The following is a 13,605-nucleotide window of genomic DNA, read 5'->3' on the forward strand; positions in this document are numbered from 1 at the left end:
ACCCGGATCACCAGATCACAAGGAGCAAGAGCAACGTGAGCGGCAAGGGCGCACCCGAACTGTCCGTACGCAACTGCGGCGACCTGCGGGTCGCGGTGATCGCGGCGCAGTGGCACGAGAAAGTGATGGACGGACTGGTCGACGGCGCCCTGCGCGCCCTGCACGAGCTGGGCATCGACGAGCCCACGCTGCTGCGCGTTCCGGGCAGCTTCGAGCTGCCCGTCGTCGCCAAGGTGCTGGCCGGCCGCGGCTATGACGCGATCGTGGCGCTCGGCGTTGTCATCCGCGGCGGCACCCCGCACTTCGACTATGTGTGCCAGGGCGTTGCCCAGGGGCTCACCCAGGTCAGCGTGGACACCGGCGTCCCCGTCGGCTTCGGCGTACTGACCTGCGACACCGAGGAGCAGGCGCTGGACCGTGCGGGCATCGAGGGCTCCAGCGAGGACAAGGGCCACGAGGCGGTGACCGCCGCCGTCGCCACCGCGGCAACCCTGCGCTCAGTATCTGAACCCTGGCGCTGAGGAGCGGACGGTTCCGCGTAGGGTGGGAGCACCATGTCCAAGAAGACGTTCGAGGAGCTCTTCACCGAGCTCCAGCACAAGGCCGCCCACGGCGACCCCGCCACCTCCCGCACCGCCGAGCTGGTCGACAAGGGCGTCCATGCCATCGGCAAGAAGGTCGTAGAGGAGGCCGCCGAAGTGTGGATGGCCGCCGAGTACGAGGGCAAGGAGGCCGCGGCCGAGGAGATCTCCCAGCTCCTCTACCACGTTCAGGTGATGATGGTCGCCCGCGGGATCTCCCTCGACGACGTCTACGCCCACCTCTGAAACGCCCGCCCTCACATCCCGCATCACCTCACCGAAGAGCAAAGGAAGCCCGTCTCATGTTGCGCATCGCCGTCCCCAACAAGGGTTCACTGTCCGGACCTGCGTCGGCGATGCTCCATGAGGCGGGCTATCAGCAGCGCAAGGAGTCCAAGGAACTCGTCCTGGTCGACCCGGAGAACGAGGTCGAGTTCTTCTACCTCCGTCCCCGCGACATCGCGATCTACGTCAGCTCCGGCAAGCTCGACATCGGCATCACCGGCCGGGATCTGCTGCTGGACTCCGGCGCCAACGCGGAGGAGATCCTTCAGCTCGGCTTCGCCCGCTCGACGTTCCGCTATGCCGCCAAGCCCGGCACGGCCGACGGCCCGGCGGACTTCCGGGGGATGACGATCGCCACCTCCTACGAGGGCGTCGTCGCCAAACACCTCGCCGACCAGGGCATCGAGGCCTCTGTCGTGCACCTCGACGGAGCGGTCGAGACCGCCATCGAGCTGGGCGTCGCCCAGGTCATCGCGGACGTCGTGGAGACCGGCACCAGCCTGCGCAACGCGGGCCTGGAGATCGTCGGCGAGCCGATCCTCACCTCCGAGGCGGTGGTCATCCGGCGCACCGGCGCCGATGCCGAGAACCACCAGGTGCAGCAGTTCCTCCGTAGGCTCCAAGGCGTCCTGGTGGCCCGCAGCTACGTGATGATGGACTACGACTGCCGGGTCGAGCACCTGGAGAAGGCCGTCGCCCTCACCCCCGGCCTGGAGTCCCCGACCATCTCCCCGCTCCACCACGAGGGCTGGGTCGCGGTGCGCTCCATGGTCGAGGCGAAGGAAGCACAGCGGATCATGGACGATCTGTATGCGCTGGGCGCCCGGGCCATCCTCACCACGGCCATCCACGCCTGCCGCCTCTGAACCCGACCGCCCCCGGTCCCGGCGGCCGTCCCACGGCGGCTGCCGGGCCGCTCACTCCAGGATGCTCCCGACGCCATGACCGCCGCCTCTGACCCTCGCACACCCGCGCTCCCGGTCACCTTCCGGCCGACCCGCACCCGCGTCGTCCTGCTCTCCGTGGGCACGGTGATGTTCGCGGTGATCACCGCCGTGGCCGTGACACTGGAGCGCCTCAACCCGGGGGAACGGGTCAGCTTCGTCGTCACCGCGCTGCTCTTCTTCGGCGTGCTGGCGCTGCTCAGCCGGCCCAAGGTCGTCGCCGACGAGACGGGCGTCACCGTCGTCAACCTCACCCGCACACGCCGTCTCGACTGGGCGGAGATCCTCCGGGTCAATCTGCGGCCCGGCGACCCCTGGGTCTTCCTCGACCTCAGCGACGGCACCAGCCTGCCCGCCCTCGGCATCCAGCCCGGCATCGCCAAGGAGCACGCCATCCGCGACGCCCGCGCGCTGCGGGCCCTGGCGGAGGAACGGGGCACGAGCAAGCAGAGCTGATTCGTCCTCGCGGACAGAAACGAGCCCCGCCGGCGCTTGACGCGCACATCCAGCCCCGCCGGCGTTTGAGGCGCGGAGGTCCGGGGCGGAGCCCTAGTAAACGGGGTCCGGGGGCGGAGCCCCCGCGGTTACGGATCCCGCGGGCCCCGGCCCGACAGGACCTCGCCATACGCCTGCATCAGATCCGGCAGCCGCAGCGTCGCCAGGTCCTCCCGTGTGGGCGTGCCCGCGTACCCGGACAGCCGCAGATCCCGGTAGGCGCAGCTCTTCTCGTACAGGGTGCGCAGAAAGCGGCCGTTGCCCAGTTCGTCGATCCAGCCCTGGTCGACCACATGGCCGCTGATGGAACGCAGCTCGTCGACCGCCTCCTCGTCCCACACATCGCCGCTGTCGGCCGCCAGCACCCGGCCGATCGCGGTCAGTTCGAGCGGGCGGTACGAAGGGAAGTCCACGCGGGTCGTGAAACGGGACGACAGCCCCGGATTGGCGGCCAGCAGCCGGTCCATGCCCTCCGGATAGCCGGCCAGGATGACCACCAGATGGTCGCGGTTGTCCTCGGCCCGCTTGAGAAGGACCTGGAGCGCCTCGTCGCCGTAGGCGTCGCCCTTGCCGTAGCCGGAGTTGGACAGGCTGTACGCCTCGTCCACGAACAGCACCCCGCCCAGCGCCGAGTCGATCAGTTCGTTCGCCTTCACCGCCGTCTGGCCGAGGAACTCGCCCACCAGATCGGCCCGCTGGGCTTCCACCAGATGGTCGCCGTGCAGCAGCCCGAGGGCGTAGAACACCCGGCCGAGAATCCGCGCTACCGTGGTCTTGCCGGTGCCCGAGGGACCGGAGAAGACAAAGTGACGTTTCGGCGGCTGGACGGGAAGTCCCTGCCCCGCTCTCAGCCGCGCCATCCTCAACTGCGCCGACAACGCCTTGACCTGGCGCTTCACCGGCTCCAGACCGACCATCCGCTCCAGCTCCGCCAGCGCCTGCTCCAGCGCCGACGGGTCGGTGGGCCCGGCCGGGAAGGGCGGGGGAGCCGGCTGCTGCGGCACGCTCGCCCTGCGGTGTAAACCCCCGGAGGGGGTGGGCACGGGCGCCCCCGGCAGCGGCGGCTGGACGTCGGGCCCCGGCCTGGCCTCGGCCGGGAACGACTCGCCCTCCGACTGCGTATCCGGCGCCTCCGGGCCGATCCCCGCCAGCGACACGCTCGCCAGCCCGGCGGGCCCGGCGAAGCCGTCGAAGGCGTCGGCCCCCTCGACCCCGTCGATGCCGGCGTCGTACTCCGCGATCGCGGCGAGCCTGGCGGAGGTGTCCATGAACGCCGGGTCGATCTTGTGCACGGCCCGGTACAGCGGCAGCGCCGCCGCGCTGCGGCCCGTGCCCTCGTGCGCCCGCGCCAGCCAGTACCGCAGCTCCTTGCGCTGCGGCTGCTCGCTGCGGCAGCGCATCAGCGCGGCCGAGAGCAGCGGTTCCGCCTGCCCGTACATCTCCAGCCTGACCCGTGCCATGCCGCCGAACAGCCCGGCCTCGATCCCCAGCACGGGATCGTCGACCAGCGGCTCCGTATGGTGTACGAGCTGCTCCCAGTCCTTGACCAGATAGGCCCGGCAGGCGTGCAGAAAGCGCACCTGGGGGTCGGCGTCGACCGGAGGGAGCGCGGCGAGCGCACGGTCCAGCTCCGGGACATGGCGGCCGTCGAGCCAGTGTGAGGCATGGGCGAGCAGAAGATCGCGGGGGCTCTCCAACACCGGCTGCACCCACCACCCCAGCCAGTACCAGGAGTTCAGGGTGCGGCGGTGGCGGGCGCGCTGCTCGCCGAAGCGGTCACGTGCGGCGTACATGCGCAGCAGCGCGGTGGAGGTGTCGACGCGCAGGGCGTGCAGTCCGAGCCAGCCGTCCGCCATCTGGGGATCCAGCCGCACAGCGGTCCGGAACTCCTCCTCGGCCTGCGGATAGGCGCCCATGGTGTATGCGTCGACGCCACGCACCCAGGCGAGGTCGGCGGGGGCGTGCACGCCTTGAGTGCCGCTGTCCATAGGGCTGCCCATATCCCCCCACAAACTGTGCACCGGATCTCGTCCCGCCGGGCGGGCCCGCCGGCCGAGTGCTGAACCACCCTGCCGTGGACGGGACTTCACCCCGCCGAGGTGCATCGTACCTGCGCAAAGGGCGCGCTACGAAGACCGCCGCGACCGATCCGGTGAAGGTCACCCTGGGTGAATGGATCGGGCGAGCGGAGTGCGGGGCAGTGGAGGGAGGCCGGTGTGAGGGCAGAACGAAGCCCCCGATCACGGGGGAACAACCGGGGGCTTCGTGTATGCGGCGGCTTCGGAAAGCCGCACATTGAGAACGTAAGACCTCCGCGCCCTCTCGGTCAAGCAGGGTTGAGGCACACTTGAGCCGTCGTTTCCGGCCGCTCAGCGCACGCGACGGGATTCATCACCCAATGTGACGGCATGGTTCGATCGTGCTGACGTCGCAGGTCCCGGAAGCCACTCGTATCCCTCGCGGCGCTCATACACCAGTGCATCGGCGAACGGACGCGAGGGATCCGCTGCGAAATGGCGGGTCTCCGCCACGGTCCACTCGTCCCAGAAGGCGGAAAGTCCGATTCCGTCGCGCTGCCGACCGCGCTCCCAGGACCTCTCCGGCCCGTGCTCCATCCACAGCAGCCGTGCGAGGTGCGGGCGCAGCGCGCGTCTGCCCGCGCCCACACCTTCGACGATCACGACGGGCGCGGCGGGCAGCGGCCGCGGTGCGCCGAAGCTCCGCCGGATCCAGTCGTACGGGGCGTAGTGCGCGCACTCCCCGCGGGAGAGCGGGCCGATCACCTGGTCCCGCAGCCGCTCGGTCCAGGAGAACAACTCCTCGTGGGTGGCGAGGTCGTCCAGGTGCAGCACCGGCGCCGGGCCCGCGGAGTCCTCGCCGACCGCGCCGAGGGCCGTGGCCAGATGCGCGGCGAAGGTGCTCTTGCCCGATCCGGCGTGCCCGTCCACGGCGATCAGCCGCACTGGGCCGCAGGAGGGGGCAAGGCGGTGCAGCTCCGCCGCGTGCCCGGGGGTCTCGTCCATGCCGCCAGCCTAAGCGGGGGACGAAAACGCGACGCGTCGCGCCGCTTCTGGCAGAAGTGCGTCCACAGCCCGGATAGTTGTGTCACTGACGTGCACCTGACCTCTGCACCCGCTTCCTGGGGGAGCCATGACCCGACATGCGACCCGCCGCACCCTGCTCGGAGCCGCTGCCGCCGCGGCAGGAGCCGGAGCCCTGCCGCTGACCTCGGCGGAGACCGCGACCGCGGCTACCGGGGCCGCCGCCCGCGGGACCGCCGCCCGCGGGACCGTCGCCCGCGGGACCGTCGCGCGCGGGCGACGGTCGCCGTACGCCGCGCCGCTGGTCGACAACCGCTTCTGGACCTCGTACACCGACTGGCGCTGCGGTGAGCGGGCCGGCACCCGTCCGGTCGGCGGCCGCCGACCCGGGCTCGTCATCGCCGCTCCCGCGGGCCGCACGGAGTACACCGACCCGCACACCGGGCGGACCTCCGCGTGGGAGTACGCCACCTGGACCTCCCCGGTCCACCGCTCCAGCGTCCCCGCGACCGAGGCGATCGCCTCGTGGAACGCCGACACCCCGGCCGGCACCTGGATCGAGACCGAACTGCGCGGCCGCTACTCCGACGGCGCCCTGACGCCCTGGTTCACCATGGGCCGTTGGGCCGCCGGCGACGGAGACATCCGCCGCACCTCGGCGGACGGCCAGAGCGACGGCAGGGCGACCGTCTGGACGGACACCCTCGCCGTCGACGACCCGGCGAGCGGGCTGCGCCTGGAGTCGTACCAGCTCCGGATCAGGCTCTTCCGCACCCCGGGCACCCGGCTGACTCCCACCGTTCGGCGGCTGGGCGCGATGGCATCAGACATCCCGGACCGCTTCGGCGTCCCGGAGTCCCTGCCGTGCGTCTCCCGGGAGCTGCAGGTTCCCCGGTACTCGCAGAACACGCACATCGGCCGGTACCCGGAGTACGACAACGGCGGCGAGGCCTGGTGCAGCCCCACCTCCTCCCAGATGATCATCGAATACTGGGGCCGCAGACCCACAGCCGAGGATCTCGCCTGGGTGAACCCGGAATTCGACGACCCCCAGGTCTGCCACGCCGCCCGGCTCACCTACGACTACCAGTACGAAGGCTGCGGCAACTGGCCCTTCAACGCCGCCTACGCCGCCTCCTACCGGGACATGAGCGCCGTCGTCACCCGGCTGCACACGCTGTCCGACGTCGAGACCCTGATCCGCGCCGGCATCCCGGTGATCACTTCCCAGTCCTTCCTGGAGGAGGAGCTGACCGGTGCGGGCTACGGCACGGCCGGGCACCTGATGACGGTCATCGGCTTCACCGAGACGGGCGATGTGATCGCCAATGACCCGGCATCGCCGGGCAACGAGGCCGTGCGGCGGGTCTACCGGCGCGCCGAGTGGGAACAGATCTGGCTGCGCACCAAGCGCTACGACGCAAACGGCAAGGTCAGAAGCGGTACGGGCGGTGTCTGCTACGTCTTCTGGCCGGCCTTCCCCAGCCCCGCCCAGCGCCATGCCCTGGCGACCGTCGGCATCCGCTGAGCGACCTCCGGCCAGCGGCCGGCGGCCCGCAGCACCCGGCCGGAGCCTCGGCGAGCGGCGAGCGGCCAGCAGCCAGCAGCCAGCAGCCAGCAGCCAGCGCCGCCCGGCCGTGCCCGTCCACGGCCGGGGCTGCCATACTTCCGGCCATCCGTGGCAGCCGTTGGACCGAGGGCCGGATGTGAACAGCAGCCAGCAGCCGGGCGTGACCGGGCGATCCAAGGCGCGTCGCCTTGAACTCATCGCCATCGGGAGGAAGTTGTTCGCCGACACCTCCTACGACGCGCTGTCGATGGACGACATCGCCCGGCACGCGGGAGTCGCCAAAGGGCTGATCTACTACTACTTCAAGAGCAAGCGGGGCTACTACCTGGCGATCATCGAGGACGCCGTGGCGGAACTCGTCGCACGCGCCGCCGGCGACACGGGGCTGCCCCGCGCCGAGCGGGTGCACCGCACGGTCGACGGATACCTCCGCTACGCACAGTCCCACCAGGCCGCCTACCGCACCATCGTCACCGGCGGCGTCGGCTTCGACCCCCAGGTGCACTCGATACGCGACGCGGTGCGCGAGGAACTGATCGCCGCCCTCGCGCACGGCGCCTACGGACGGCGCGAGATCCCGCTGCTCGCCCGGCTCGCCCTCCTCGGCTGGCTGAGCGGCGTGGAGGGGGTCACCCTGGAGTGGCTGGACCACCCCGAACTGCCGCGCGCCTCCGTCTGCGCCCTGCTCATCCGGCAGCTGCGGGCCACTTTGCACACGATCGAGGAGTTCGCCCCCGAGTGCCCCGCGCCGCCGCCCGAGCCGTACCCGGGGCCGCATCCCGGTGTGGCGCCCACCGCCGTCCACAGCCCGTGACGGAAGTCCGCTGATCGGGCATACTCAACGCGCCACAGCCGCCGCCGAGACCCTTCCGCGACCCGGAAGGGCAGCATCGGCCTGGCAGAGAGACCCGGCGGCGCGCCCTCACCCTCAGTGCGCGTCGCCGCCGCGCCCGACAGGGAGGAGAGCGCCGCAATGTCCGACCGCGTCCCGCAGCCGGTGGAACGTCAGCTGCCCACCGAGGAGTCCAGGGATCTGATCGCCCTGGTGCGCGACATCGTCCAGCGGGAGATCGCTCCCCGGGCCGCCGAGGAGGAGGACGCGGGCCGCTTCCCGCGCGAGATCTTCTCCCTGCTGTCCGAGTCCGGGCTGCTCGGTCTTCCGTACGACTCCGAATACGGAGGCGGCGACCAGCCGTACGAGGTCTATCTCCAGGTGCTCGAAGAGCTGGCCGCCGCCCGCCTCACCGTGGGCCTCGGCGTCAGCGTCCACTCCCTGTCCTGCCACGCCCTGGCCGGATACGGCGCCAAGGAGCAGCAGAGCGAGCATCTGCCCGCCATGCTCGGCGGCGGGCTGCTCGGCGCGTACTGCCTCTCCGAGCCCGCGTCCGGTTCCGACGCCGCCTCACTGCGCACCAAGGCCGTGCGCGACGGCGACGACTGGGTCGTCAACGGCACCAAGGCATGGATCACCCACGGCGGTGTGGCGGACTTCTACACGGTGATGGCCCGCACCGGCCAGGAGGGCGCCCGCGGCATCACTGCTTTCCTCGTGCCGGGCGATGCTCCGGGCCTGAGCGCAGGGGCCCCGGAGAGGAAGATGGGCATGAAGGGCTCGCCCACCGCTGTGGTCAACTTCGACGGGGTCCGCATCCCCGACACCCGGCGGATCGGCGAGGAGGGGCAGGGCTTCTCCATCGCGCTCTCCGCCCTCGACTCGGGCCGCCTGGGCATCGCAGCCTGCGCCGTCGGCGTGGCCCAGGCCGCGCTTGACGAAGCCGTCTCCTACGCCACCGGCCGGCAGCAGTTCGGCCGGCCGATCGCGGACTTCCAGGGGCTGCGCTTCATGCTCGCCGACATGGCCACCCGCATTGAGGCGGGCCGCGCCCTGTACCTGGCCGCCGCCCGGCGGCGCGACGCCGGACTGCCCTTCTCCCAGCAGGCCGCGATGGCCAAGCTGTTCTGCACGGACGCCGCCATGAGCGTCACCACCGATGCGGTCCAGGTGCTCGGCGGCTACGGCTACACGCAGGACTTCCCGGTCGAGCGTCTGATGCGCGAGGCCAAGGTGCTGCAGATCGTCGAGGGCACCAACCAGATCCAGCGCATGGTCATCGCCCGCCATCTGGCGGGGCCGGAGAGCCGCTGATCCGTCCTCTCCACTGCGGGGGCGTCGCAAGCCTGCTCCATTCGGGGTCGCGACGCCCCGGCAGGGTTCTGCCCTGGCTCGCCCACAGCCGCAGCAGCTCGGCATAGATGGGCGGATCAGGCGGCCGCGGATGGGCGGCGGCCGAGTGACGAAGCGATTCTTCGGCGGGTGCGTGATGCGACGGGGCGGGTGCGGCTCCCGCCGGTGTGGCACTGGTGTAACCGGTCGTGGAGTAGAGCAGGGTCATGTCCGGCCAACGCCCGGTATCCCGGGCGGGTTACCGGAGGTGCGAACCGAGTGCCAGTTCGCACCTTACCCAGTGCCGTCGGACCGCCCGTGCGTCCGCGCCGCGGCGAAGAGGGCCCAGGGCCGGGCTAGGCCGCGCGGCGCTGCCGCGGCGTCACCGGGGCCTTGAGCGGGCGGGATGCGGGCCCGCCCACATGGGAGAAGGGCTGTGTCCGCCAGTCGAGCCCCTGAGGCAGCGTCAGCAGCAGGGCCGTGTCCTGCTCCTGGGCCCGGCGCGTGTCGTCGGCGGGGCGGGCCGAGGCCGCCGCGCGGCCGGTGCCGGCGCACACCGTCAACCCGAACGGGTTCCACGGAGTGGGGCACAGCGCATGCTCCGGAAGGACGTCCTCGTCCGCCAGCAGTGCAATCGGCTGGGCGCAGTCCGGGCAGATCACCCGGTACATCTCGTAGGTGTCGTAGGCGTCCGGCTCGTCCTGGTCGAGCTGTTCATGCGGATCGACGCGATCGAGAGGACCGGCCGGATCAACAGGCTCCGGTTCGGTGCGTCCGGTGTTCTTGGTGCTTTGCATGGAGAATCTCCCCCTCACGTGGGCCGATCGGGCACATGCGGCCTCGGCCACAGCAAGCAATTCCCCTCGAGCCAGGCGGGTAACCGCCGGGTCACGATCCACTCGACGGGTGCGCTGTGGCATTCGTCACATGCCCGGCGCAGGTGCCGCAGCAGCAGCCGTGCGGGCCGGGGCTGCCGCCCCGTGAGGCGTTCCACGGGCGCCCTCGACGCGTTCCGACTGTGCCGGAACGCGCCCGGGGCAATAGGTTGATCCGCATGGAGGAGCTGGATCGCCAGATCGTTGAGTTGCTCGTGAAAGACGGGCGTATGAGCTACACGGACCTGGGCAAGGCCACCGGCCTGTCCACCTCGGCCGTGCACCAGCGCGTACGCCGCCTCGAGCAGCGCGGAGTCATCCGCGGCTATGCCGCCGTCGTCGACCCCGAGGCCGTGGGACTGCCGCTGACCGCGTTCATCTCGGTCAAACCCTTCGACCCCAGCGCCCCGGACGACATCGCTGACCGGCTTGCCGACGTCCCGGAGATCGAGGCCTGCCACAGCGTGGCCGGGGACGAGAACTACATCCTCAAGGTGAGGGTGTCGACCCCGCACGAGCTGGAGAACCTCCTGACCCGCATCCGCTCGCTCTCCGGAGTCTCCACCCGCACCACGGTCGTGCTGTCCACGCCGTACGAGGCGCGACCGCCCCGGATTTAGCGCCGGGCCGCCGGGCCCGGCAGGCTGCGCTGCCGTGCTCCCGGCGAGGCCCGCCCCGTGGGAGGGCTGAGCCGGCCCGTCTCTAGGCTGGTGCCATGACCACCGAAAGTCCCGCCTCCGCCCCCGAAGGCGACGAGCGCGCACACCGCACCGTGCTGCTGCGCCGCGGAGAAGTCCACAGCCCCGCCGATCCCTTCGCCACCGCGATGGTCGTCGAGAAGGGGCATATCGCCTGGGTGGGCTCCGAAGGCGCCGCCGACGCCTTCGCCTCCGGAGCCGACGAGGTGGTCGACCTCGAAGGGGCCCTGGTCACTCCGGCGTTCACCGACGCGCATGTGCACACCACGAGCGCCGGTCTTGCGCTGACCGGGCTCGATCTGTCCGCCGCCGGCAGCCTGAGCGAGGCGCTGGCCCTGCTGCGGGCCCACAGCGCCGCCCACCCGGAGCACCGGGTCCTCCTCGGCCACGGCTGGGACGCTTCGCGCTGGCCCGAGCAGCGGCCTCCCTCCCGCCTCGAACTCGACCAGGCCGCCGGCGGAAGGCCCGCCTACCTGCCCCGCGTGGACGTCCACTCGGCGGTCGTCACAAGCGCACTGCTGGACCTCGTCCCCGACGTCACCGACCTCGACGGATACCACCCCGAGGGTCCGCTCACCCGCGCCGCCCACCACGCCGTGCGGGCCGCCGCCCACGCCGCGGTCACCCCGGCGCAGCGCGCCGCCGCCCAGCGGGCGGCCCTCGCCCGCGCGGCCTCCCTCGGCATCGGCGCCGTCCACGAGTGCGCGGGCCCGGCCATCAGCGACGAGGACGACTTCACCGCCCTGTTGAACCTCGCGGCGGCGGAGCCCGGCCCGCGCGTCCTCGGCTACTGGGCCCAGGAGGTCGCATCCGCGGAGGACGCCCGGCGCATTCGCGAACTCGGTGCGATCGGCGCGGCGGGAGACCTCTTCGTCGACGGCGCCCTCGGCTCCCACACGGCCTGGCTGCACGAGCCGTACGCCGACGCCCCGCACACCGGCGCCGCATACCTCGACGCGGCGGCCGTGGCCGCGCATGTGACGGCCTGCACCGAGGCCGGGCTGCAGGCCGGCTTCCACGCCATCGGCGACGCCGCGCTCAGCGCCGTCGTCGAGGGAGTGCGGACCGCGTCCGAGCGACTGGGCCTCGCCCGGGTCCGCGCCGCCAGGCACCGCGTCGAGCACGCGGAGGCACTCACCCCCGAGACCGTCGCCGCCTTCGCGGAGCTCGGTCTCACCGCCTCCGTTCAGCCCGCCTTCGACGCGGCCTGGGGCGGCGACTCCGGCATGTACGCACAGCGTCTGGGCGTGGAGCGGGCCCGCACCCTCAACCCGTACGCGGCGCTGCTGCGCGCCGGAGTCCCGCTCGCCTTCGGCTCCGACAGTCCGGTCACGCCGCTGGATCCGTGGGGTGCCGTCCGCGCCGCGGCGTTCCACCGCACCCCGGAGCACCGGATCTCCGTGCGTGCCGCGTTCACCGCCCATACGCGCGGCGGCTGGCGGGCCGTCGGCCGGGACGACGCCGGCGTCCTGGTCCCCGGAGCCCCTGCCGACTACGCGGTCTGGCGCACCGCGGAACTCGTGGTTCAGGCCCCCGACGACCGCGTGGCCCGCTGGTCGACCGATCCCCGCTCGGGCACCCCGGGGCTGCCCGATCTCAGCCCTGGCGCCGACCTCCCCGTCTGCCTGCGCACCGTTGTCTTCGGACAAACGGTCTTCGACCGGCCGAATGAGTGACGTGCGGACATTTCGCGCGGTCGCCGACTGGGGGCCCACGCTCGCCCCGCGACCTGCGGATCTTCGTCGCTGACCTGGTGACGAGGTGCAACACCGCAGGTCGGGGGAGTGTTGACAGCCAGCGCCCACCGGCGGGTAGGTTCGGCCGAGTCCACCACGGGACGTCCGGCCGGCAGACCCCCACGCAGTCGTCGAACGCCGCTGGGCCATGGGGCAGCGCACCGCACCGGGCACTGCCGCTGGGAGCCAGGTTCAGCGACCGCGCCTCGGGGGCGAGGGAAGGTTTCAGCCGGTCGGCAGGTGTGACTCGGGTGGGGCCCGGCGTTCAGTAGACAACGGCTCTCGGTCGATCCGCAGCCAGCGGGTACCAGGTCGGCCCGAAGGACGCCGGGTCCTGGTCCGCAGGCCGGGCGCAGGCGCTCGCTATGGTTGGTCTCTGCGTACGAAACAAAGGGGCAGCAGTGACAAACGGTGGTGGGGTTCCCGGGGGAGAAGCCCAGGTAAGGCGGTATGCGCCGCTCGGCAGGGCCTTGGTGATCATCCCGACCTACAACGAGGCGGAGAACATCGGGCCGATCGTCGCCCGGGTGCGCGCCGCAGTGCCCGACGCGGACGTCCTCGTCGCCGACGACAACAGCCCCGACGGCACCGGCAAGTTCGCCGATGAGCTCTCCGCCGAGGACGAGCATGTCCATGTGCTGCACCGCAAGGGCAAGGAAGGGCTCGGCGCGGCGTACCTCGCCGGGTTCGCGTGGGGCATCGAGCACGGCTACGACGTGCTGGTCGAGATGGACGCGGACGGCTCCCACCAGCCCGAGGAACTGCCCCGGCTGCTCACCGCTCTCAAGGGGGCGGACCTGGTCCTCGGGTCGCGCTGGGTGCCGGGCGGACGGGTCGTCAACTGGCCCAAGTACCGGGAGTTCCTCTCCCGCGGCGGCAGCACCTACTCGCGGCTGCTGCTCGGGGTTCCGATCCGGGACGTCACGGGCGGATTCCGGGCCTTCCACGCCGACACCCTGAAGGGTCTCGGTCTCGGTGACGTGGCCTCCCAGGGCTACTGCTTCCAGGTCGATCTCGCCCGGCGGGCCGTCGCGGCGGGATACCACGTGGTGGAGGTCCCGATCACCTTCGTCGAGCGCGAGCTCGGCGACTCCAAGATGAGCCGGGACATCGTCGTCGAGGCGCTGTGGCGGGTCACCGCGTGGGGTGTGGCGGGTCGGGCGAATCGTCTCCTCGGCCGCGGCAGGGGCTGATCGTCGCTTCGCCCCGCTCCCAG

At 71.7% G+C, this 13,605-nt stretch carries 13 protein-coding genes; 10 read left to right on the forward strand and 3 right to left on the reverse strand.

From position 1 onward, the window contains the following. Positions 1–35: 35 nt before the first annotated feature. From ribH to QCN29_RS29180, 4 genes are all read left to right on the forward strand, one after another. Entirely contained in the window at positions 36–521 is a 486-nt protein-coding gene (ribH, locus tag QCN29_RS29165) for a 6,7-dimethyl-8-ribityllumazine synthase (RefSeq protein WP_240138628.1), read from the forward strand. Positions 522–554: 33 nt separating this feature from the next. Next, positions 555–827 (forward strand): phosphoribosyl-ATP diphosphatase, encoded by a 273-nt coding sequence (locus tag QCN29_RS29170; RefSeq protein WP_004990764.1) that lies wholly within the window; start codon positions 555–557, stop codon positions 825–827. Positions 828–883: 56 nt separating this feature from the next. Continuing rightward, positions 884–1,732, forward strand: coding sequence for an ATP phosphoribosyltransferase (gene hisG, locus QCN29_RS29175; protein WP_279931922.1), 849 nt, complete (start codon positions 884–886; stop codon positions 1,730–1,732). A 75-nt stretch (positions 1,733–1,807) separates the two neighbouring features. Next, positions 1,808–2,266 (forward strand): PH domain-containing protein, encoded by a 459-nt coding sequence (locus QCN29_RS29180; RefSeq protein ID WP_279931924.1) that lies wholly within the window; start codon positions 1,808–1,810, stop codon positions 2,264–2,266. Positions 2,267–2,394: 128 nt separating this feature from the next. On the opposite strand, the gene QCN29_RS29185 is transcribed toward QCN29_RS29180, so the two are convergent. Next, positions 2,395–4,293, reverse strand: a complete 1,899-nt coding sequence (locus QCN29_RS29185) for an AAA family ATPase (RefSeq protein ID WP_279931957.1) — start codon at positions 4,291–4,293, stop codon at positions 2,395–2,397. Positions 4,294–4,674: 381 nt separating this feature from the next. Continuing rightward, entirely contained in the window at positions 4,675–5,328 is a 654-nt protein-coding gene (locus QCN29_RS29190; RefSeq protein WP_279931926.1) for a uridine kinase family protein, read from the reverse strand. A gap of 127 nt (positions 5,329–5,455) precedes the next feature. Between QCN29_RS29190 and QCN29_RS29195 the strand changes: the two genes are divergently transcribed. From QCN29_RS29195 to QCN29_RS29205, 3 genes are all read left to right on the forward strand, one after another. Then, entirely contained in the window at positions 5,456–6,874 is a 1,419-nt protein-coding gene (locus tag QCN29_RS29195; protein WP_279931928.1) for a peptidase C39 family protein, read from the forward strand. A 178-nt stretch (positions 6,875–7,052) separates the two neighbouring features. Continuing rightward, positions 7,053–7,730: a TetR/AcrR family transcriptional regulator gene (locus tag QCN29_RS29200; protein WP_279931929.1), complete on the forward strand. Its 678-nt coding sequence runs from the start codon at positions 7,053–7,055 to the stop codon at positions 7,728–7,730. 159 nt (positions 7,731–7,889) lie between these two features. Next, the gene (locus QCN29_RS29205) at positions 7,890–9,062 is read left to right on the forward strand and encodes an acyl-CoA dehydrogenase family protein (RefSeq protein WP_279931930.1); all 1,173 of its coding nucleotides are present in this window, start codon (positions 7,890–7,892) and stop codon (positions 9,060–9,062) included. A 374-nt stretch (positions 9,063–9,436) separates the two neighbouring features. Here the strand turns inward: QCN29_RS29205 and QCN29_RS29210 are convergent, their stop codons facing one another. Further along, positions 9,437–9,877: a hypothetical protein gene (locus QCN29_RS29210; RefSeq protein ID WP_279931932.1), complete on the reverse strand. Its 441-nt coding sequence runs from the start codon at positions 9,875–9,877 to the stop codon at positions 9,437–9,439. A gap of 257 nt (positions 9,878–10,134) precedes the next feature. On the opposite strand from QCN29_RS29210, the gene QCN29_RS29215 reads away from it, so the two are divergent. The 3 genes from QCN29_RS29215 (at position 10,135) to QCN29_RS29225 (ending at position 13,582) form a co-directional block, all read left to right on the forward strand. After that, entirely contained in the window at positions 10,135–10,575 is a 441-nt protein-coding gene (locus QCN29_RS29215; protein ID WP_240138619.1) for an Lrp/AsnC family transcriptional regulator, read from the forward strand. A gap of 95 nt (positions 10,576–10,670) precedes the next feature. Next, positions 10,671–12,329 carry an amidohydrolase gene (locus QCN29_RS29220; protein ID WP_279931933.1) on the forward strand — a complete coding sequence of 553 codons (1,659 nt, stop codon included), beginning with the start codon at positions 10,671–10,673 and terminating at the stop codon, positions 12,327–12,329. A gap of 425 nt (positions 12,330–12,754) precedes the next feature. Then, complete coding sequence (locus QCN29_RS29225; protein WP_279931934.1) at positions 12,755–13,582, forward strand: polyprenol monophosphomannose synthase; 828 nt, start codon at positions 12,755–12,757, stop codon at positions 13,580–13,582. Positions 13,583–13,605 lie beyond the last annotated feature (23 nt).

It is taken from the genome of Streptomyces chengmaiensis, assembly GCF_029846775.1.
Lineage (GTDB): Bacteria > Actinomycetota > Actinomycetes > Streptomycetales > Streptomycetaceae > Streptomyces > Streptomyces chengmaiensis.